This is a genomic window from Pseudomonas artemisiae (assembly GCF_057128685.1).
In genome coordinates this window covers 130953-150569 of the sequence record NZ_JBSKHS010000009.1, presented here as the reverse complement: position 1 = coordinate 150569, position 19617 = coordinate 130953, and the positions used below count along the sequence as shown (strand labels likewise).

General features: G+C 61.7%; 18 protein-coding genes and 1 pseudogene. 8 read left to right on the top strand and 11 right to left on the bottom strand.

Annotated features, from left to right (window positions below):
• Positions 1-34: 34 nt before the first annotated feature.
• The 3 genes from ACWKV4_RS12755 to ACWKV4_RS12745 are packed head-to-tail and all read left to right on the top strand — an operon-like array spanning position 35 to position 3922.
• Complete coding sequence (locus ACWKV4_RS12755) at positions 35-664, top strand: (2Fe-2S)-binding protein (protein WP_483832335.1); 630 nt, start codon at positions 35-37, stop codon at positions 662-664.
• A 10-nt stretch (positions 665-674) separates the two neighbouring features.
• Entirely contained in the window at positions 675-1688 is a 1014-nt protein-coding gene (locus tag ACWKV4_RS12750; RefSeq protein ID WP_483832336.1) for an FAD binding domain-containing protein, read from the top strand.
• A 14-nt stretch (positions 1689-1702) separates the two neighbouring features.
• The gene (locus tag ACWKV4_RS12745; protein WP_483832337.1) at positions 1703-3922 is read left to right on the top strand and encodes a xanthine dehydrogenase family protein molybdopterin-binding subunit; all 2220 of its coding nucleotides are present in this window, start codon (positions 1703-1705) and stop codon (positions 3920-3922) included.
• A gap of 52 nt (positions 3923-3974) precedes the next feature.
• Here ACWKV4_RS12745 and ACWKV4_RS12740 read toward each other — a convergent pair whose 3' ends face one another.
• Together ACWKV4_RS12740 and ACWKV4_RS12735 are read right to left on the bottom strand one after the other, a co-directional pair.
• Positions 3975-5231, bottom strand: coding sequence for a 3-phosphoshikimate 1-carboxyvinyltransferase (locus ACWKV4_RS12740; RefSeq protein ID WP_483832338.1), 1257 nt, complete (start codon positions 5229-5231; stop codon positions 3975-3977).
• Positions 5232-5299: 68 nt separating this feature from the next.
• Positions 5300-6202 carry an EamA family transporter gene (locus ACWKV4_RS12735; RefSeq protein ID WP_483832339.1) on the bottom strand — a complete coding sequence of 301 codons (903 nt, stop codon included), beginning with the start codon at positions 6200-6202 and terminating at the stop codon, positions 5300-5302.
• Between the two features lie 172 nt (positions 6203-6374).
• Between ACWKV4_RS12735 and ACWKV4_RS12730 the strand changes: the two genes are divergently transcribed.
• Complete coding sequence (locus ACWKV4_RS12730) at positions 6375-7280, top strand: glycosyltransferase family 2 protein (RefSeq protein ID WP_483832340.1); 906 nt, start codon at positions 6375-6377, stop codon at positions 7278-7280.
• Here ACWKV4_RS12730 and ACWKV4_RS12725 read toward each other — a convergent pair.
• From ACWKV4_RS12725 to ACWKV4_RS12715, 3 genes are all read right to left on the bottom strand, one after another.
• Positions 7255-8307, bottom strand: coding sequence for a hypothetical protein (locus ACWKV4_RS12725; protein WP_483832341.1), 1053 nt, complete (start codon positions 8305-8307; stop codon positions 7255-7257). The two genes, ACWKV4_RS12730 and ACWKV4_RS12725, sit on opposite strands and share 26 nt — an antisense overlap.
• Positions 8300-9394 (bottom strand): glycosyltransferase, encoded by a 1095-nt coding sequence (locus ACWKV4_RS12720; RefSeq protein WP_483832342.1) that lies wholly within the window; start codon positions 9392-9394, stop codon positions 8300-8302. The genes ACWKV4_RS12725 and ACWKV4_RS12720 overlap by 8 nt, the downstream gene beginning before the upstream one ends.
• Positions 9395-9461: 67 nt before the next feature.
• Complete coding sequence (locus ACWKV4_RS12715; RefSeq protein WP_483832343.1) at positions 9462-9941, bottom strand: PA2171 family ribosome-binding persister protein; 480 nt, start codon at positions 9939-9941, stop codon at positions 9462-9464.
• A 258-nt stretch (positions 9942-10199) separates the two neighbouring features.
• On the opposite strand from ACWKV4_RS12715, the gene ACWKV4_RS12710 reads away from it, so the two are divergent.
• The gene (locus ACWKV4_RS12710; RefSeq protein ID WP_483832344.1) at positions 10200-10415 is read left to right on the top strand and encodes a hypothetical protein; all 216 of its coding nucleotides are present in this window, start codon (positions 10200-10202) and stop codon (positions 10413-10415) included.
• Positions 10416-10696: 281 nt separating this feature from the next.
• On the opposite strand, the gene ACWKV4_RS12705 is transcribed toward ACWKV4_RS12710, so the two are convergent.
• Positions 10697-11626: a GNAT family N-acetyltransferase gene (locus tag ACWKV4_RS12705; protein WP_483832345.1), complete on the bottom strand. Its 930-nt coding sequence runs from the start codon at positions 11624-11626 to the stop codon at positions 10697-10699.
• Between the two features lie 424 nt (positions 11627-12050).
• Between ACWKV4_RS12705 and ACWKV4_RS12700 the strand changes: the two genes are divergently transcribed.
• Complete coding sequence (locus tag ACWKV4_RS12700) at positions 12051-12278, top strand: hypothetical protein (protein ID WP_483832346.1); 228 nt, start codon at positions 12051-12053, stop codon at positions 12276-12278.
• 24 nt (positions 12279-12302) lie between these two features.
• On the opposite strand, the gene ACWKV4_RS12695 is transcribed toward ACWKV4_RS12700, so the two are convergent.
• Positions 12303-13358, bottom strand: a complete 1056-nt coding sequence (locus ACWKV4_RS12695; RefSeq protein WP_483832347.1) for a diguanylate cyclase — start codon at positions 13356-13358, stop codon at positions 12303-12305.
• A 318-nt stretch (positions 13359-13676) separates the two neighbouring features.
• Between ACWKV4_RS12695 and ACWKV4_RS12690 the strand changes: the two are divergent.
• Together ACWKV4_RS12690 and ACWKV4_RS12685 are read left to right on the top strand one after the other, a co-directional pair.
• Positions 13677-14462 (top strand): annotated as a pseudogene (locus ACWKV4_RS12690) (MCP four helix bundle domain-containing protein); the annotation flags it as partial.
• Positions 14457-15320, top strand: coding sequence for a methyl-accepting chemotaxis protein (locus ACWKV4_RS12685; protein ID WP_483832479.1), 864 nt, complete (start codon positions 14457-14459; stop codon positions 15318-15320). The pseudogene ACWKV4_RS12690 and the gene ACWKV4_RS12685, both read left to right, overlap by 6 nt.
• A gap of 63 nt (positions 15321-15383) precedes the next feature.
• Here ACWKV4_RS12685 and estP read toward each other — a convergent pair whose 3' ends face one another.
• From estP to ACWKV4_RS12665, 4 genes are all read right to left on the bottom strand, one after another.
• Positions 15384-17294: an esterase EstP gene (gene estP, locus ACWKV4_RS12680; protein ID WP_483832348.1), complete on the bottom strand. Its 1911-nt coding sequence runs from the start codon at positions 17292-17294 to the stop codon at positions 15384-15386.
• A gap of 132 nt (positions 17295-17426) precedes the next feature.
• A complete protein-coding gene (locus ACWKV4_RS12675; RefSeq protein ID WP_483832349.1) occupies positions 17427-17864 on the bottom strand; it encodes a GFA family protein in 438 nt (145 codons plus the stop codon).
• A gap of 62 nt (positions 17865-17926) precedes the next feature.
• The gene (gene thpR, locus ACWKV4_RS12670) at positions 17927-18469 is read right to left on the bottom strand and encodes an RNA 2',3'-cyclic phosphodiesterase (protein ID WP_483832350.1); all 543 of its coding nucleotides are present in this window, start codon (positions 18467-18469) and stop codon (positions 17927-17929) included.
• A 174-nt stretch (positions 18470-18643) separates the two neighbouring features.
• Positions 18644-19480: an aldo/keto reductase gene (locus tag ACWKV4_RS12665; RefSeq protein WP_483832351.1), complete on the bottom strand. Its 837-nt coding sequence runs from the start codon at positions 19478-19480 to the stop codon at positions 18644-18646.
• Positions 19481-19617 lie beyond the last annotated feature (137 nt).

The following is a 19617-nucleotide window of genomic DNA, read 5'->3' as shown; positions in this document are numbered from 1 at the left end:
CCCTCGCCTGACCTGCCCTGATGGAGACGCCAAGATGAGCCACAAGCCACTGCCCCCCGAGGGCCGTACTGGGCACCTGCCCGTTTCTCGCCGCCTGCTGTTGCAAGCCATGGGCATGGGCGGCACTGCCGCGGCCTTGGGCGGTGGCCTGGTGGCCGGTGCCCACGCCGCGGCCGCTCAGCCTGGGAACCCCGCCGAACCGGGGGAGCAGAGCCTGACCCTGAAGGTGAACGGCCAGCCCCACACCCTGCAAGTAGACCCGCGCACCACCCTGCTCGATGCCCTGCGTGAGCGCCTTGACCTGACCGGCACCAAAAAGGGCTGCGACCACGGCCAATGCGGCGCCTGCACCGTGCATGTGAACGGCCGCCGGGTGAACAGTTGCCTGAGCCTGGCCCTGATGCACGAGGGCGACGACATTACCACCATCGAAGGCCTGGGCACCCCTGACCGCCTGCACCCCATGCAAGTGGCTTTCGTGGAGCGTGATGCTTACCAATGCGGCTACTGCACCAGTGGGCAGATCATGTCCGCCGTGGCCTTGGCTAAAGAGCCCTACGGCAATACGGCGGCAGACATCAAAGAAGCCATGAGCGGCAATATCTGCCGCTGCGGGGCCTATTCGCACATTCTTGCGGCCATCGAAGATACCCGCAAAGCCTGAGGTGGCCAGCATGCAAAACTTTACCTTCACCCGCGCTACCAGCCCGGAGCAAGCCGTGCGCCTAGGCACCGTTGCGCAGACCTCCCAGCAAGGGGCACAGGTGCGCTTTATCGCCGGCGGTACCACCCTCACCGACCTGATGAAGCTGGGCGTGGAACACCCCAGCCAAGTGGTGGACATCAACCGCCTACCGCTCAATGAGGTGACCAGCACCGCTGATGGCGGCTTGCGCATCGGGGCTCTGGTGCGTAATAGCGACCTGGCGTGGCACCCACGGGTCACCCAGGCCTACCCGGTACTGTCTCAGGCGTTGCTGTCGGGTGCCTCGGCACAGCTGCGCAACATGGCCACCACCGGTGGCAACCTGTTGCAACGCACCCGCTGCATGTACTTCCGGGACAACCTCAGCGCCTGTAACAAGCGCGAACCGGGCAGCGGCTGTGCGGCCATTGAAGGGGCCAACCGTAACCTGGCGATCTTCGGTACCAGCGAGCATTGCATTGCCAGCAACCCCTCGGACATGAACGTGGCGCTCACCACCCTGCAGGCCACGGTGCATATTCAAGGGAGCGGCGGCGAGCGTTCGATCCCCATAGACGCGTTCTTCCTGCTGCCGGGCACCACCCCGCATGTGGAAACCGTGCTGCAACCGGGGGACCTGATCACTGCGGTCAGCCTACCCCCACCCGTCGCAGGCGCGCACTCGGCCTACCTGAAACTGCGGGACCGCGCCTCGTATGAGTTTGCTTTGGCATCGGCTGCCATCTTGCTGCGCGTGGAAGACGGCCGCGTGGCCGAGGCACGGGTCAGCCTGGGCGGCGTGGGCACCAAGCCCTGGCGCGCCACCGAAGCTGAGCAGGCGCTGATTGGCCGCCCTGCCAGCGCGGCCACTTGGCAGATGGCGGCGGAAGCTGCGGTGCGTGGTGCGCAACCGCAGAGTGAAAATGGCTTCAAGGTGGAACTGGCCAAGCGCTGCGTAGCGCATTGCCTGGCCACCGTCGCGCTGACCGCGCAAACCGCATGAGCGAGGGCACACCCATGGCATCTGCACCAGAACGTTTTATTGGCCAACCGTTGCCGCGCATCGACGGGCCGAAAAAAGTCAGCGGCGTGGCCCGCTATACCTCCGACCATAATTTCCCGGGCCTGCTGTACGCGGTACCGGTCACCGCCACCATTGCCAAAGGGCGGCTGCAAAGCCTCAATACCCAGGCGGCCGAAGCCGCGCCTGGGGTAGTGGCGGTATTTCATCAGGGGAACATGGCGGGCAAGCTGTTTAGACGCCAGCCCAACAAGGGCAAGAACGACGAGGCCCGCCCACCCCTCTCCGATAACAAAATCACCTATTACGGGCAGTATGTAGCCGTGGTGGTAGCGCGTACCTACGAGCAAGCGGTCGCGGGCGCGGCGGCGGTCCAGGCGACCTACGCCGCGGAGCAGCCTGACGTGAGCATGCGGCTGAGTGCAGAGGAGCCGGAGAAGGTCGACACCGAACGGGGCGATGTGGAAGCCGCTTTCGCAGCCGCGGCGGTGAACGTCGACCACACCTACACCACCCCACCGCAGACCCATAACCCTATCGAATTGCATGCCAGCGTGGCGCTGTGGGACGGCAAGGGTTTTACCCTGTATGAAACCTCCCAGGCCATCATGAACCACCAAGTGGTAATGGCGCAGATGCTCGGTGTAGGCCCGCAACAGGTGCAGGTGATCACCGAGTACCTGGGTTCAGGCTTCGGCGGCAAGCTATGGCCTTGGACCCACTCACTGCTGGCCGCCGCCGCGGCCCGTGAGCTGCGCAAGCCGGTCAAACTCGTGGTAGACCGGCGCATGATGTTCCAAACCGTGGGCCATCGCGCCAACACTCAACAGCGCTTGCGCCTGGGCGCCAGCAGCGACGGCAAACTCAGTTGTCTGTGCCACGACTACCTGTTCCACAATGCCCGCCTGGACACCTACAAAGAGAACTGTGGCGAAGCAACGGGCTTTTTGTACAGCACGCCGAACCTTAAGGCCGCCTGGTCCCTGGCCAGGCGCGACATTGCACCGCCTACCTCGATGCGAGGCCCCGGCGCGGTGCCTGGCCTGTATGCGGTAGAGTCGGCCATGAACGAACTGGCTGTGGCGCTGAACATGGACCCGGTGCAACTGCGCCTGGCCAACCAGCCGGAGATGGACGAAAGCACAAACCAGCCGTTTTCTTCTCGGCACTTGGTGGAGTGCCTAGAAACCGGGGCTAAGCGCTTTGGCTGGAAGTCCCGCGACCCGGTGCCGGGTAGCATGCGCAATGGCGGTGGCGAAGTCATCGGCTGGGGTATGGCGGCCTGTTCCTGGATGGCCAAGGCCTTGCCCGCCAAGGCCACCGTGCAGTTGCAAGCCAACGGCCGCGCTCGCGTGATGTGCGGTACCCAGGACATCGGCACCGGCACCTATACCGTGATCGCCCAGATGGTCTCTGAACTGACCGGCCTGGCGCTGGATCGGGTCGATGTAATCATTGGCGATACTCGCTTGCCCCCCGGGCCGATGTCCGGCGGGTCCATGGCCACCGGCTCGCTGGTGCCTGCGATCCAGCAAGCCACCCGTGAGGCCATGGACGAAGCCGTGGACGCCGCCCTGCGCGGCCATACGGCCTTCCAAGGCAATACCAAGGAGCAACTGGTGTTCGCCGATATGGCCGTGCGCCTCAAGGAAGGTGGCGGCCATCCGGTGCCGTTGGCCCAGGTACTGGCTGCGGCGGGCATGGACCACGTAAGCGGCGACGGTGAAGGCAAAGGCAGCGAGGAAGCCGCCAAGAAAGTGTCCTTGCATTCCTATGGGGCGCATTTCGTGGAAGTGACCTGGCAGCCGGAGATCGCCCGCCTGAAGGTGAACCGCATCGTCACGGTGATTGACGCCGGTACCATCCTCAATCCGCAAACAGGGCGCAACCAAATCGAGGGGGCCTTGATCATGGGCGTTGGCATGGCACTGTTCGAAGCCACCGAATACGACCATCGCACCGGCGCCCCGGTAAACGCCAACCTGGCCGATTACATCGTTACCACCCATGCCGATGCGCCAGAGGTGGACATCACCTTCCTCGATTACCCGGACTACGCCCTTAACCCTTTGGGCGCCCGGGGCATCGGCGAGATCGGCCTGGCCGGCATTGCCGCGGCTATTACCGACGCGGTGTACCACGCCACCGGGGTGCGGGTGCGTGATTTGCCCGTGCGTATCGAGGACCTGCTCGGCACGCCTCAGGTGCGTGCTTAACAGGGCCTCGTTTGTAGGCGCCCGCGCGCGCCCAGGCTGGCGAGCCGGTGTTTTATTCGAATACCAGTTCCACGCCCAGCCCTTGCAGGGCCTCCCAGTAAGCGGGGTAGGTTTTGCCTACACAGGCCGGGTCTTGCACGCGTATGCCGCTGACCATCAGGCCGGCCAAGGCGAAACACATGGCCATGCGGTGGTCCGAATGGGTGTCGATCAGCGCATCGGTAGTCGTACCGGCAAGCGCGGGGTCCGCCGCTACCAACAGATCATCCCCCTCCACTGTCGCCAACCCAGGGCGAATGGCATTGAGCCCGTCATGCAGCGCCTGCACCCGGTCGCATTCCTTTACCCGCAAGTTGGCCAGTTGAGTGAAGCGCACAGGGGTTTGGTTGAACGCCGCCAGCACCGCCAAGGTGGGAATGGCGTCTTGCATCTGTGAGCCGTCGATTTCCCCGGTCATGTGGGGAAAACGCACAATATGCGCCTGTGCCTGGGCGTCAGGTTGGGTGAAGGCATCATTGGCCACACCCAGGTCGATACGGCCACCGGTAAGGGCCTCGGCGGCCCATAGGTAAGTGGCGGCGGACGCATCGGGTTCGATCGGGTAATCGGTGGCCTGGTACCCCGTGGCGGCCACGCGCCAGGTGGTTTCGCTCACCGCCTCTACCTGGGCACCGAAGGCCTGCATACAGGCCAGGGTGAGGTCCACATAACCCCTGGCGCCTATGTCCTTGCCAGTCAGCGTCACCTCGATCGGTGCCTGGCCCAAAGCCGCCAGCATCAACAGCGCGGAAACATACTGGCTACTCAAGCCGCCGTCGATTTCCAGCCGGGTAGCGTGCAGCTTCCCACTGCCGCGCACCGTCACCGGTGGGCAGCCGGTTGGGCTGCTGGCCTCTAAACCGCCTGCGCGCAGGGCTTCGAGCAAGGGGCCGATGGGGCGTTTGCGCATGTAAGCATCACCATCGAGCACCACCTCGCCCGGCACGGTGGCCACCGCCGCGGTAAGAAAGCGTACCGCGGTGCCCGCGTTGCCAAGAAACAAGGGGCCAGCGGGTGCCTCTAGACGCCCTGTACCGGTAACCACGAAGGTAGTGGTGTCTGGCTCGTCGATGGTGACGCCCATCTGCCGCAAGGCTTCGGACATATGCCGGGTATCGTCGCTCTTGAGCGCGCCGGTCAAGCGGCTCGTGCCCTTGGCAAGCGCGGCCAATAACAAAGCCCGATTGGTGATGGACTTCGACCCCGGCGGCGCCACCTGCCCTTGCAAGGGTTTGCCAGGCGGTATAACGGTGACGGTGGGCAGGCTCATGGCGACTCCGGGGCTAGGTTCAAAAGCGCCGATGATGCCATAAACCCTTGCTCCAAGTTGAGCCCTACCTAGTTCATGCCCCGCGCCGGGGCAGCGGGCCGCCTGATCACGCGCCACAGCCTGGCGCCGAACACGTTGACCAGCAGCCCTACCATGACCAGCGCGCCACCGACCCACTGCAGGGTACCCAGGCGTTCGCCCAGCAGCCAGGCCGAGGAGCTAAGCCCGATCACCGGCACCAGTAACGAAAACGGCGCCACCTTGCCCGCTGGATAGCGTGAGAGCAAGGTGCCCCACAGGCTGTAACCCAGCATGGTGGCGATCAGCGCCAGGTAGGCCAGGCTCAGCACCGAACTCAGCTGAATGTTGAGCAGCGAATCGACAATCCGCGCCTCCCCCTCCAGCCACCACGACAGCGCCAGAAATGGCAAGGGCGGCACTAGCGCGCCCCATATCACCAACGCCACCAGGTTTACGTTGCCAAAGCGCCGCGTGATGATATTGCCCATGGCCCACATGGCAGCCCCGCACAGGGTCAGCAATACGGCCAGTAGGGGCGTGGCGTGCTCGCCCTCCAGGCCAATCAGGGCCAACCCACCGGCAGCTACCAGCAACCCCAGCACACTGGCCGGGCGCAGCTGCTCCTTGAGGAAAAACGCCGCGAAAAACAACGTGAAAAAAGCTTGGCTTTGCAGCACCAGCGAGGCTAGCCCTGGCGGCATGCCGTGGGCCATGGCCTCGAAGAGAAATGCAAATTGCCCCAGGGAAATGGTCAAGCCATAGGCCAGCAGCCAGCGCCAGGGCAGTTTAGGCCGCTTGATAAACAGCACGGCGGGGAAGGCCACCAGCGCAAAGCGCAAGGCGCCCAGCAGCAAGGGTGGAAGCCCGTCGAGGCCAACCTTGATCACCACAAAATTCAAACCCCAGGCCACGATCACCACCAGCGCCAGCAATAAATCCTTGGGTGCCATGTTCACTCCCTCGTGTGGCAGGCGACAGTGGTCAGCCTGAAGAAACCTTTCTGTGCCCAGCCGAGTCGCACTACCAGCGGGGCGGCTCTGAGAAGCCGGTGCGCGGACGATCTTACGTGCTGCGCGGTGCCACCGCCAACGACTGCCTGGTTTTAGTTTCCGGAGCCTGCCCATGACTGCCACCCCCGCCGCCGCGGATTCTTCCTCTCATCTCGCCAAAGCAACGGCCCGCGGGGTGAACGTCATTACTATTGTGCATGGCCGTTCGGCTCATCTACACAATTTGATCCGGGGGCTGGAACATTCCACGCTGCTCCCACAGGGCGTGTGGGTCATCCATATGAACGAGCCTGGCGCACAGTTGCACAGCGAGCGCTTCCCCATTCATGAAGTGACTTTGGAAAGCGCTACCGGGCTTCCCTTGGCGCGGGCCCGTAACGCCATGCTCACCCTTAGGGCGCCAGGGCCCTGGGTATTCCTGGATGTGGATTGCATCCCTGGCGAGCAGATGCTTGAGCACTACCTTACGGCCCTGGGCGAATACCCCCACGACTTGCACTTGGGCGCGGTGCGTTATTTGCCCGAAGGGGCCAATGCACAGGGTTGGAATCACGCCAGCCTGCAGGCCCAGAGCGTGGCCCACCCGCTAAGCGTGTACCGCGGGGACCCTGGCGACGAGCTGGACCATGCGCTGTTCTGGTCGTTGAATTTCGCCTGTACCCGTGAGGTGTTTGAGCAGGTGGGTGGCTTCGATGAGGGCTACACCGGTTATGGCGCCGAGGATACCGATTTCGCCTTCCGCGCAAGGGACCGTAAAGTGCCGCTGCGCGTGGCTCAAGCGCTAGCATTTCATCAGTACCACCCGACCTACAGCCCGCCGCTGAATCACTTCCAAGACATCATCAGCAACGCTACGCGTTTTCACCAGCGTTGGAAGGTGTGGCCGATGGAAGGCTGGCTACGCAGTTTTGCCGAGCGCGGCCTGATTCATTGGGAAGGCGATACCCTGCGCGTATTACGCACCCCGGAACAAACCGAAGTGGATGCCTGTTTCAACACGGCGCGACAGGGCTTTTAAGTAACGCCTGAGCCTGTTCGTCAATGATGGCAGCGGCGCGGGCGCTGGCTGCGGCGTCGGCCCAATGGCGCCAGCGGCGACCGTCCAAGGCACGGGCCCGGGCCAGTACACCACTCCACTGATCGGGGGTCGGCCAGCCGCCTAGACCGATGGCTACGCCTGCCTCTTGCAGACGGTGGGCCTGGTGCAGTTGCTCATCAAAGGGCCGCTGTTCGGCTACCGCAACGAACCGGCAGCCCAGGGAGGCTGCCTCTGATACCAGGCTGTCACTGGCACTGCCCAGCACCACTTCGGCACGGCGCATTTCTTCAAGCGGGTTAGCCAACTGGCCCAGGGGTATCACGTTCGATGGGCCACCTGCCAGGCACTCGACACTAAGCCCAGCCACCCGCAATTGCCAGCCTGGGCAGGCAACGGCTGCCGCATGCAGCAACGCAGGGCTCAAGCCGCTACCGCCGCGGCCGCAGATCACCAGCGCACGGTTCGGCTCCGGAGCGGCCGCAGGCTGATCGGCAAAGCGTGACAGCCAGCCGCTGTAATACGTTTTAGCCCTTAAAGCCGCCGGCTGGCGCGGGTCTTCCAACGCTTGCGGGTAAGGCGCAAGCAAGGCGCTAGCGCTTTCATAGGCCAGTTGGTGAGCGGGATCACTGCGTTGGCCATGTTGGCGCACATAGATCACCGGGACCGAACACAGCCGCGCCAACACTGCGACCTCAACCGAGACGTCCACCACCAAGACGCACGGCCAGTGATCGGCACACCATTGGGCGATCATCGCCATGCGCCGGTTCAGGCCCGGCACGCCTAGCGGCGCATAATGCAGGCAGGACAGCGGTTGATCGGCTACCCCATCAGCGGTATCCAGGGGCAGCGCCAAGCGTTCAATATGGGGCGCCAGTTCACCTTCCGGCAGGCTGCTGCCCATTAGGGTAACGGGGTAATGCAGTTGCGCCGCGACAGTAGCGGCCCGTACGCCATGCCCTGCGCCGTGGTGGTGAACGTAATAGCCGATGTGCAACTCATTCATGACCTGCGGCGACCTCTTGGAGCAATGCTTCGTAGCGGCTAAGCATCAGGTCATAGCCCCAGTGTTCCTCGGCCAGAATGCGGCAGGCCTGGCGAGACTTGCCCGCGGCCTCTAGCATGCCTGCGGCCAAGGCGTCGACGTCGTTGGCTGGGACTACCACGCCTGTTTCAGGGGTAAGCAGGTAAGGGATTGCCCCGCGGTCGAAACCTGCCACAGGCGTGCCGCAAGCCAGGGCCTCGGCCACCACCAAGCCAAAAGGCTCGTCCCAACAAGGGGTAACCAAGGCGACCTTAGCCCTCGCCACAGCCTTGGCCAGTTGGTCGTGGTTCAAATGCCCCAAGTGGTGCACCCGGGGGCCCAGCAGGGGCTCTATGGACTGGCGGAAGTAGTTCTCATCGGCCATGGTGCCTGCCACGTAGATTTCCATTCCCGCTCGCCGAGCCGCCTCTATCGCCAGGTGCGGGCCCTTTTCGGGCACCAAACGGCCGAACCAAATGGCATGATCGCCAGGTGGTTTCGGGCTAGGTGCCCATTGGTTCAGGTCAATCCCGTTGGGAATCACCGTGCAGTCGGGGATCAGGTGCTGCCAGCTACGGGCATTGGCCGTGGAAACGGTACAAAACCGCCCCGCCACGTCGCGATGGCTGTAGGCGTTGATCAGTTCGAAAAATGGCGGGGTGTGCAATACCGTCAACATGGGGGTGCGTATCAGCCCGGCCATGGTCGGCGGCACGTAGTGCAATGCGTTATTGAACACCACGTCGAACCCTAGGCTGTCCATGCGCTGCATCAGCCCCATATACGCATGGTGTTCAGCCACATAGCCTGCGCTGGAGGTAATCGGTTGCTCCCGGTGCTCAAGGATGGGCACCACGTGCAGTACCTCGGCGCTAGCATCACGGGCAAACAGGGTGACGTCATGGCCGCGCTGGCGAAGCCCCAAGACCACATCGTGCGTGAAGGCTTCCAGCCCGCCAGCGAAAGGCTGACGAATCGGAAACTGAATATGGCCAATGACCCCGATACGCAGCGGCCGCGTACGCGGTCGTGAAGCCTGGGGCTTGGGAATGTCGGAATACGAGAGCATGTGCAAGGTCCATCCGGGAAGTGACCCCGGCCAAGGCGAGCGCTCGGCCGGGGTCAGCGATTACCGATCAGGCAACGGCCTTGGCCTTGGCGGTCAGCTCTTTTTTCATGCTGTCGCGAGCGGCCTGCATGTCTTTACCCAGTTGCTCAAGCTTGTCCTTACCCAACAACTCAAGGGCCTTGGGGAACATCTCCTCTTCCTCTTCTTGGATATGGTGTTCCAGCAACTCTTTGCACACCTTGGCGCGGCCAGAGAATTCCAGGCTGCCTGGGTCGGTCTGCTTAAGGTCTGGAACCACCAAGGCATCGACCGTGCGGTGTTCTTCCTTGGCTTCGTAGTACATTTCGGCCTCCTCCTTGCCGCCCGCTTCTTTATAAGCGGGGTAAAGGATTTCTTCTTCGATATAGGTGTGCAGGGTCAATTCCATTTCGATCTTGCCCAGCAACTCCGCGCGTTTCTTCACGGCGCGCTCGGTGGTATTGGTGAGTTCTTCGAGCAAGCCTTTGATGCGCTCATGGTCTTGTTTAAGCAATTCAACAGCGTTCATGGTGGTGTCCTCGGGCTAATCAGGGCGGTTCGTTATAGGCGCCATCACGGCGACGGCCACCACGCCGCTTATCGTGGTTTGCCTGGAAACACATAGCGTTTCTCGTAACCATGCGAGCGAGGCGGCGAGGGGTTGGTTCCGGCCGTTTACTGGTGGGGCGGATGAGCGGCAGCGGTCCGCTTATGCTTCGAACGAAGCCGCCCGGCCGTACTCGAACCTCTGTAGGCCGGGCACCCGGCCAGTTTTTAGGAGGCCTTGATGACTACCCCTGTACAACCCGCGCAACCCAAAGCACCCGTGACTGACAGCCAAGGCGAGCAAGTGAAGGTAGTGGAGCGCGATATTGCTCAGCCCAATTCGAAAACCGACGAGGTGGATAAAGTGATAACCCCGACCTCGACCAAGGAAAAGCAGCAGGAGGTGGAAAAACTCCAGCAGGCTAATGCGGAGGTAGAACGCAAGCTTCAGGAGTAAACGCTCGGGTGCCTGCCATGGGCATTGATAGCCTTTGCGCCGGCCTGCCCCCAGGCCGGCAGCTACAGGGGCGTCTATCGTTGATAGGAGCGAGCACAGCTTGCAAAGAGACTAAACAGGCAACCCATAACGCACTTTTCGCCAGCTTCGCTGGCTTCTACAGGATGAACTGCGCGCCTGCCCAACTTCCGGGCGCAGCTCAGTTGCCGTCAGGCCGCTAAAAGCGAAGCCGCCAAGCCTCTGATTTCACGCCTGAGCCCTGCCCTGCGCTCATGGCAATCTCAGCGCCAGTCATCAAATACCCAAGCCCCTGGGTGATCGTAGCTGCCCTCTCCGCGGTGCAAGGTAACACCTAGAATGCCGATGCTGAACCCAAGTTCCAGCAAGCGAGCATACGCCGGGCGACGCCCGGTATTGACCCCGAGCATCAACCGTTTTTGGCCATTGCCGATGGCTAAGGCCTCGCAGGCGGCCAATAGACGGTCCAGGCGTTCGCTAGCCTGGTTGCCACCTTGCACCAAGGCAAATTTCACGTAGCACACACCTGCCTCAGCCTCGCTGCGCGGACCGAAATGACAGGCGGCGAAGCCGTCCACCGCACCGCTGGGCGAACGCAACACGATGTTCGCGCCAAGCTCAGACTCATCCACCGCTTGCAGTTCGCCGCTGACATCCAGCCCGGCGGCCACGCTGCTGGCCAGCGCGGCGCACGCGGCAAGGTCGGCCTGGTTCAGGCGAGGGATTACAAACGCACTGGTGGGCGCGCTGGCGCTAATGGGGCGCTCCATCACCGCAGTCAGGGCCTGGGGCCAAAATCCAAAGCCTTGGTACAACCCCAAGTGCCGAGGGCTGTCCGGGAACGTGAACAAGCCGGCATGGGTCACGCCCCAGGCGTCCAACTGCCCACTGACCGTGGCCATCAGCGCCTTGGCCAGCTTGCGCTCCCAAAAGGCCGGGCGAACCGCGACCGGGCCGACTACCCCATGGCTTCCCCAACGCGCCACACCAGCTACGGCGGCCAACTGGCCTTCGAGCTCGATCTTGAACCACGCGGTATGGGGCGCCCGCCAGCGCCCTTCCACGTAATCGCGATCATTCCAGAACTCACCTGGCGCAGCTTCGCCCATATAAGCGGCAAAGGCTTCGCGTACCACCTCCCTGGCGCCAGGGAGGTCAACCTCGAGCAAAGGCTGGATCAAAAAATCAGACATAAAGCTCCTTAGGTGGGTAACAGGTAGTAGGCCACGGTACACAGGCACGGGTAGATACTGTCTTGACTCTCACCCCGCAAGTAAAGCCATACATCTCGTAGCAGCCGAGCTTGCTCGCGACCAGCTTCAACACCGTGGCGTGGCCGGTCGCTGCAAGCTGGCCTGCTACGGTGGCCTCTATCGTCTGTGGGAGCGAGCGCAAGCTCGCGAAGAGATGACGGCACAGGCCACCGAAGACGTTCTGTTCGTCAGCTCTGCTGGCTCTTACAGCAATCCCGCTTCTGCGATGAGCATCAAGACGGTAGCTACGTGCACAGTAGTGCCACCTACCCCCCTTGGACCATGCCGATGGAAAGTCGACCATCGGCCACGAACCTTTTCTTTCAAAACGGCTCTACTTTATTCAACGACAGGGAGATGGCAGATGGCCGTTATCCAGACGCATACCGCCGGGCTCAACTTTCCCTTGGACGCGATCACTGCGTGGGAAACCCACTGGTCGCTGCGTGGCGACCGCCTAACCTGCCGTCATTGCGGCTCAAGCCAGGGGCGTTGGCAGAGCCGCCAGCCGTTCCAGCACCGCCGCAGTTGCGACGGGGCGCCCTTCGCCGACCCCATGCCTTGGGCTGTATTGCCAGGCTGGCTGGGCTAAACCCAGGCTGTTACGCCCGCGCCGCTAGCTAATAGGCAACTCCTGTAGCCACAAACGGTTTTTGCCGTTGTGCTTGGCACGGTACAACGCCTCATCCGCCGCTTGTAACCAATCCCGCTCAGAAGCGTATTTGGGAGAATAGGGCACGAGCCCAACGCTCAAGCTGACTTCAGCTATTGGCAGGGTACCTTCTGTCCATTGCGCGAAGCGCTTGCGGATGTCGTTGAGCTGGTCGAATGCCTGGCTGACGGTCATATCGAACAGCAACACACAAAACTCATCGCCACCATAACGGCCTGGCACGGCTTGGCTACCCAAGCCTGCGCGCAGCAGGTTGGCCAGCCGGGCGATGATCGCATCCCCTACCAAGTGACCATGACTGTCGTTCACGGTCTTGAAATCGTCGATATCCAGTAGCCCCAGTATTGCTACCCGATGCCCCTCTCGGCATTGGCCGAAAGTATCGCGCAACCGTTGCATCCAGGCCGCGTGGTGCAGCAGGCTAGTCATGCCGTCCAGGGTGCTAATGAGCTTGAAGGCTTTTTTGTGCAGGGCCAACTGCACCGCCAATTGATAGCTGGCCCCGCCTACCGCCAAGGGGTAGGCCAGCGGCATGGGCAGGCAGGCTAGTAATTGCACATAGCTGGTGGTAGGCGCCAGCTTCACGCCTGTAAGGCACAAGGCTGCGGCCACACCCAAGCCTTGCAGGGCCATACTGATTCGCAACAGCTTCCAGCCACCGGCTGCCACCGCGTTCATGGACACCATGGCCAGCAATAAAGCCGAGGGCAGCAGATTGAGCGCCATTTGCCCGACCCATAACCCGGCTAAGAGCGCGTCGAGCAACAAGCTGCGGCGCTCCACGACATAGGGGTCTGCGCTGGCGCGTGCCAAGCGGTAGGCCGCGGTAGGCCAGACAAACCCATTGAGCAGCATGAGTGCCCAAACCCACGGGCTGGTTCCAGCCCCGGTATAGGCCACCGTCGCAATGAATACAAAGCTGCACGCACAGCCTAATGACCTGGGCCCATAGATACGGCGAGCAAAATCACGTCCTAATCCGCGACGGTTAGTGTGCATGGGTAGGCCTTTCCTTTTCCTTAAGAAAGCGGGGCATGGCGCAACAGTACAGTGCGCGATTCGGTGACCTTTGTGACAAGGCCCACAGCATAGAAGCTAGCGGCAGGGCTAAGGTCACCTTGAATGAGTTCAGACAATATATTGTGGATTCATTCGTCGCCTACTGTGTTTCCGGAGCTGCGCTTGGGGTATGCCGGTATCACCACGCCCGTCGGCCCATGACGTCGGTGCACTTTAGTTTCCATTACCCATGCCGATGCTTAGGCCATCAGCGTGCTCCGTGCGCACGGCCTTCATGCACCGAAAAGGGTTTACCACATGGGCTTTATCAATAACGCGAAATTGGCCACCAAGTTGCTTACCGCGTTCATTCTGTGCGCGTTGCTAACCCTCGCCGTGGGCCTTATCGGCAGCCGGGGGATCAGCCAGGGCAGCGACAACTTGAATGCGGTATTTTCAAATAACGTGGTATCGATTCTTAACATCAACTCGGTCAAATCCAACCTGATCGCCCAGAACCGTGAGCTGTACCGCTACCTTACCCTCTATGCAGGGAAGGCGCCGGCCGAAGCGCAGCGCGAGGCCCTCACGTCACTGAATAAAAACCGGGACGAGGCCTGGAACGCGTTCTTGACCTACCGAGCTCTACCTATGGCCGATGATGAGCGGGCCGCTGGCGACAAAATCCAACAAACCAATTGGGCGGCTTTCCAGGCAGCGGTAGACAACACCGTGGTGCTCATTGACCGCGCGGACATTGCTGGTGCGCGGGCAGCATTGAATGGCGCTGTGACAGACAGCTACCGCGAAGTGCTTGCGGACATTACCCTGATCAACGACTCCAACGTTCGCCAGATCACTGAACTTGGCACCGCCTCTCATGCCCTGGCGCAAAACGCTAGCTATTGGCTGTACGGGGGTATCGCCGTGGCCTTCGTGCTGGCCATCGGTTTGGGGCTGCTCATCACCCGTGCCATCGCTCGGCCGATTGGGCTGGCCGTGAACACCGCGCAGCGTATTGCCGGGGGTGACTTGACCGTGGCGATTCACGCTGATCGCAAGGATGAAACCGGTCAACTGCTGACAGCCTTGAGCGGCATGCAGGCCAACCTTAAGAACACTATCGACGAAATCGCCAAGGCGTCCGACCAACTGGCGTCGGCGGCTGAAGAGCTGAGCGCGGTCACCGAAGAAAGTACCCGTGGCCTTACCCGGCAGAACGATGAAATTCAACAAGCCGCCACTGCCGTGAACGAGATGACCAGCGCGGTGGAAGAAGTCGCCCGCAATGCGGTGTCGACCTCCGAAGCTTCACGCAGCACCAGCGAAGAAGCTGAAACTGGCCGCAATCAGGTGCAGCAGGCCGTGGGCGCCATCCATGGCATGGCCCGCGAACTCAACGGCTCCACAGCCACCGTGCATACCCTCGCTGAGCAGGTGCGCAACATCGGTAATGTGGTGGATGTGATCCGTGGGATTGCTGAGCAAACCAACCTACTGGCCCTGAACGCGGCCATCGAGGCGGCGCGCGCCGGTGAACAGGGTCGAGGGTTCGCGGTAGTGGCCGATGAAGTACGTGCACTGGCGGCCCGCACCCAAACCTCTACCGGTGAAATCGAAACCATGATCACTACCGTGCAGGCCACGGCGGACCAAGCGGTACGGGCCATGGGCAATAGTCAGTCACTGGCGCAGAACACCCAGGGCCTGGCTGAAGCCGCCGACAAGGCCTTGGAACGCATCACTGTGGCAGTGGCTGGCATCAACGAGCGCAACCTGGTGATTGCCAGCGCGGCGGAAGAGCAGGCTCAGGTCGCCCGGGAAGTGGACCGTAACCTGGTCAATATTCAGGACCTCTCCAGCCAGACCGCCGCAGGCGCCAACCAGACCAACGCTTCAAGCCAGGACCTGTCTCGCCTGGCCACCTCCTTTACCCGCATGGTGGCGCGCTTCAAGGTGTAAGGCACCGTCACCGTCGCTCCGGGGCCTGCGCCTATATTACGGCCAGGCCCCAGGGGCCCCCTCTTAAAAGTCCAGGCTCAGCCCCAGATTTACCCCCTGCTGTTGGCTTGCGCTGCTACCGCGCCAGGTATAGGCCGCGCTCAAGGCCACGCCCGGCGTCAGCTGGTGACGTAAGCCAAGGCCAACGCGGTTCAGGTCGCGCTGAGCGCTGTAGCCTTTCAAGGTAAAACCGTTGGCTGGCAGGCTGCGCAGCGACAGGTCCAGGTATTGGGTGTCGTTGTTCAGCTCACGCTCATGGGCCACTTCTCCAAAAACCACTGTTTCCGGCGTCAGGCGATGGCTGGCTTTAAGCCCTACGCCTAGGCGTTTGGAATCCCTGCGTTGGTCGCCGATGCTCAAGGCAGTGGCGCGGGTGCTCTGCTCCGAATAGCCGCTTACCTTCACACTGGCGTAGTCTGCCGTTACGAAAGGCGATACCTGCCAGGGGTTATCGGCCCGAGTCAGCGCATACCCCAGCCGGCCACTGAGGGCCCAAAGGTTGCCATCGGTGTCGCCTTTCTCTGCACGCTGGTGGATGCCCAGGTCGAATGTGCGCTTGAGGCTGTCGAAATCCAACCTGCCGGCGCTGGCGCTCAGGTCCGCCCATGCCCTGCCCTGCTGATACTGTGCGAATGCCGTAGCCAGGTAGCTGTTGAGCCGGTAGTCCGAATCCGCTACACCCGCTTCCATGCTTTGCCGGTAATAGCCACCCGCCAGGCCCAGGCGCCATGCATCCGTAAGCCGGTAGCTACCGCCCAAGGTCAGGCTAACGCCATGGCCGTCAGCGTTGGCGCTGCCGTGTTGCTCATCGAAATCAGCGTACCCAGCGCCGGTATCGAACAAGGCTTGCCACTGCCCTACCGGCTGCCACGCCTGCTCCCACTGGTTGCGCAGGGCGTCTTGATGACTGCGTAAGGTGCCATGGGCCATTTCAGGCAGCAAGGTCAATTCCCAAGGGGCGGCTAATAATGAATAGCTGTAGTCGGCAATGATCTTCTGCCCAGTGGTGGTGGGGTGTACCCGGTCATTGAATAACAGTTTGGTAGGGTCAGGGTTGGCGCTGCCCAGCCCATAAGTGGTATTGACAGTACACTTATCACCATTAAAGCAGGTAGCTACCAGGTTTTGGTCTGTAGCCAGCCCATAACGGCCAGGGTTGGCTACCACTTCAGAGAGCAGCAAGGGCATGTTCAACGCAATGATCTGCGCGTCCACTTGCCGTAGCTGGGCGAGCAGTGCCTGGTTGAACACCGCTGAAAGGGCCGACGCCGACGCTTGGCCAGGCGTGCCATACAACGAAGGGGTGAGGCCTAAGTCAGGCAACAGCCACACCATGATATAGCGCGCACCGGCCTGCTGGAGCGCGGCCGCGCTGCTGGCCAAGCGTCCTCCGGCAGCGATGGCGGTAGGCACGGAAGTCACTTGGTTTTGAAGAAAGTCGTTGCCCCCGCCTGTAAGGTAGTACAGGGCGTTGGGGTCGGCACGGTTACCGTCAGCCAGGTAACCTGGGCGTGCTCGATACACCACGCCATCGAGCCCAACGACGGATGTACCGGTGATGGAGTCATGGATCTGATCGGTACGGTAACCACCCACGGCCCAGTTGCTGCCGTCTTCTAAGCCCAGCGCCGCATTGACGGGGGATGTGGAAGCGCCAAGCGCGCCGCTGGCTATGCCTAGGCGGCGACCTAATAAGGTGGGAGACACAGCGCCGTAGGTTTCGCCACTACCGGGGCGGTACGTCGGGCCTTCGCGGTTGGTGAAGCGAGTGCTGGCGCCCAGGGGGCCGAACGGGTCGGGAAACTGACCGGCATCGGCCAGGCTGTCGCCGAACACAATCATGGAAGAATAAGGCGAAGGCCCTGCGACCGCGGGCGTACAGGCGGCCATAAGGCCCAGCGCAACCGCCGTGGCCAGAAGGTGTTTATGTATCATGGAAAAGGCGTCCTTGTATTGTTGTTATTTCGAGATCGGACGATAGTGCTAATGGCCTAAAAAATACACCCGAAAGGATAAAAATAAGCGAACCTAGAGCGCTGATACACGCCTATGAGTGGTATGGCTACCTTAGACACGGGTAGCGTTGTATTGAAGAATGCCCGCTATCACTGGCCCGCCTTGGTGGTCCGCTGGGTGGTTTACCCCATCAAATACCGGCAGTTCTGGAAAATCAAAAGGGCTTACGCCTTCCAGGCAGGCCACGTTGATGCCCAGTTGGGAGGGGTTCGAACGCCGTTGGTGATGGGTATACACCCCACACCGGGCGCAGAAATAGTGTCGCGCCTGGCCGGTATTGAATTGATACAGAGTAAGGGCCGCTTCGCCCTCGACGATGTGCAGGTCGCCTGCGTTGGCCGATACCGCCACTGCGCCACGCATGCGGCAGTACGAACAATTACAGCGTCGAGCGGTGTCGAAACCGTCGAGCAATACCACGTTGAATACCACCGCGCCGCAGTGGCATGCGCCGCGATGGCGAGTAAGGGTGGGGGCAGGCTGGCTCACGGCAGTGTCCTCCGAAGGCTGGCCCGCACAGTGTAGCCGACGGGCGTTGCCTGAGCTCACCCCTATCCCAGGGGCCACTCTTGCACGGGCAAGTATTGGCCTTTGCGTGACTCGAACAGGGTGAAGTGGCTGGCTGAGATGAAAAAATCCGGGGCAGCCACGGCTTCTGGGGGCGGGCTGAGGTAGTCACGCGCCAGGGTCAGGTGGGGGCGGTAATCGTTGTACTCGGGCATTATCCCTAAGGGTCGCATCGCCTGCTGTAGATCGTATGCCAACCGCAGTAGCGCAGGCGGCGGCTGTTCTGGGGCAAGGAACAACACACCAGGGCGGCGCCAGGCATCGAGCTTGTCCAGCGGCACCTGTAAACGCGAAACAGGCGTGCGAACCCCTGAAGCCGCCGCCAGTACCGCTGGCAGTAGCGCCAGCTCCACCTCTCCAAGGAATAACAGCGTCAGGTGGAACTGGCCGGTGGCGACGGGTCGACCGCCGCGCAAGCCCAAGCTGCTACGCCACCGTGCAATGGATTGGCGCTGGGATGCCGGGCAGGCCAGGGCGAAGAACAGGCGTTTGCACGGCGCGCCTGGTGAGCGAGAAGGGCCAAGCATGTAAGGGCTCCGCTACCTGGGGCATGCAGGGCTGGCTCGGCGGCCTGCCCCACTGTGCAACCTTGATTAACCCTAGCCAGAAGGTGTTAGGCACTTTCTACGCCCTCAACCTTAAAAGCAACGCGGGCCTCTACGGGCGCCCCTATTTGGCGCGCCCTGAGCGGCTATAAAGGCTCAGGCCCCCATATTAAAAGTTTCTGGGTCTGGCCCCAGACGCTCGTTGCGTTCCAACTCGGCAATATGTGCCGTGTCCTGGCGGCTCAACTCGAAATCGAATACGTCGAAGTTCTCGCGAATACGCTCAGGGGTCACGGATTTTGGAATCACGATCACGCCGTTATCCAGGTGCCAACGCAAGGCAATTTGAGCGGGTGTCTTCCCGTATTGCGCGGCGATGGCTTGCAACACTGGGTCTTGGCTGACCTTGCCCTGTGCCAGCGGGCTCCAGGCCTCGATATGAATACCCAGCTCTTCGTGTACCGCACGCAGGTCGGCACGCTGGAAGTACGGGTGGGCTTCTATCTGGTTCACCGCTGGCACCACGCCGGTTTCATCAACGATCCGGCGCAGGTGCGCGGGGTTGAAATTCGACACACCGATGGACAATGCGCGGCCCTCGTCGCGCAAGGCGACCAGGGTTTTCCAGGTTTCCACGTATTGGTCTTTGCTCGGCAAGGGCCAGTGAATCAACAGCAGGTCCACGTAATCCAGCTTGAGCCGCTCCAGGCTGCGTAGCGCGGCTTCACGGCTTTGCTGCGCGCCCTGGTCGGCATTCCACACCTTGGTGGTAACGAAGTACGATTCGCGCGGCAGGCCGGCGTCTTGCAGGCCTTGGCCTACGCCCTCTTCGTTTTCATAAATGCTCGCGGTATCGATGGCCCGGTAGCCGACCTCGAAGGCCGTACGTACAGCGTTACGCGCCTCTTCATTGCTAGCCTTCCAAACGCCCAGGCCCAGTTGGGGCATCATCTTGTCGTCATTAAGGGTCACGTAGGGAACTGACTTAGTCATTGATGGCTCCTGTAAGAGGTTTTTCATGGCAGGTAGGACCGCCATCCATCCATTACCGACAGCAATAACCGGTAGGCGGTTCGGTAAAAGCCATGGCAGCTTGCGCAACCCAGGGATCGTTACCAGAATAAAGCCAG